The following is a 1,151-nucleotide window of genomic DNA, read 5'->3' as shown; positions in this document are numbered from 1 at the left end:
CACCCCTTGTGTCTCTAGAATCATGCATGATCGGGCTGGCGGGTGACCCGGGTCATGACCGGATCACCCGCTGCGGCGGAAGCCCGTACACCCCTTGGTATGAGTCCGTGGTTGAGCAAGGAGCTCCGTCGCATCTTCCATAGCCCGAACGGTTGCCAGGGTTCGACCCCGCACCAGCAAGGAAGGGATCAGAGGATGACACAAATTGCGTTTCATGTCGGCATCGATGTGGCCAAGGATCGACTGGACGTGGCCATTCTGGAAACAGGGGAGTTGTTCACAGTCGACAACACCGAAGCCGGTTATGCGGCGTTGGTCGAGCGGCTGTCGGACAACGAGATCGGTGCCATCGGTGTTGAGGCGAGCGGCGGCTATGAACGCGCTGTACTCAAGGCGCTGTGGCAAGCAGGACTTCCGGTGCGTCGCATCAATCCGCACAGGCTGCGCCAGTTCGCGCGTGCAGCCGGCATCAACGCCAAGAACGATCGCATCGATGCCCGTTTGATCGCCCGCTTCCTGGCGACGCTACCGGTGCATCCGGTGGAGCTCGATCCAAGCCTGCAACTGGTGATCGAACTGGTCACGGCACGGCGCCAGCTCCAGGCCGAGCTCAGCCGCGTCAACAATCAGGCCGAGCACGTGCGCGATGCTGCTCTCAAGCGCCTGGCCAAGCGGCGTGCGACCCGGCTCAGTGCCGATATCCTGCTACTCGACAAACGCATTGCCCAAGCAATTGCGGCCGATCCCGCTCTGGCTCAGCGCGACCGCCTGCTGCGTTCCACTCCCAGCGTCGGTCCGGTCCTGAGTGCCACACTGATCGCGCTGCTACCCGAACTGGGTCGCCTGTCCAACCGGCAGATCACCGCCCTGGTCGGGCTCGCCCCCTATGACCATGACAGCGGCAAGCTCAAAGGCAAGCGATGCATTTGGGGTGGCCGCGAGCCTGTCCGCAACGTCCTCTACATGGCCGCGCTCAGTGCCGGAGTTCATAACCCCGTCTTCGCCGCTTTCCGCCAGCGGCTGCGCTCCAACGGCAAGGTAGCAAAGGTCGCCATCGTCGCCGTCATGCGCAAGCTCATCACAACCCTCAACGCTATGGTGCGCACCAACAAACCCTGGAATCCGGCTTCCGTTTGAAGCACGGTTGCTCA

Annotated in this window: 1 protein-coding gene; it reads left to right on the top strand. The window is 62.6% G+C overall.

From position 1 onward, the window contains the following. The first annotated feature begins 111 nt into the window (after positions 1-111). On the top strand, positions 112-1,137 hold the full coding sequence (locus AC0L2K_RS34855) for an IS110 family RNA-guided transposase (RefSeq protein WP_287322633.1): 1,026 nt from the start codon (positions 112-114) through the stop codon (positions 1,135-1,137). The last annotated feature ends 14 nt before the right edge of the window (positions 1,138-1,151 follow it).

It is taken from the genome of Mesorhizobium sp. WSM4817, assembly GCF_055811135.1.
This window is presented reverse-complemented; position numbering and strand designations above follow the sequence as displayed.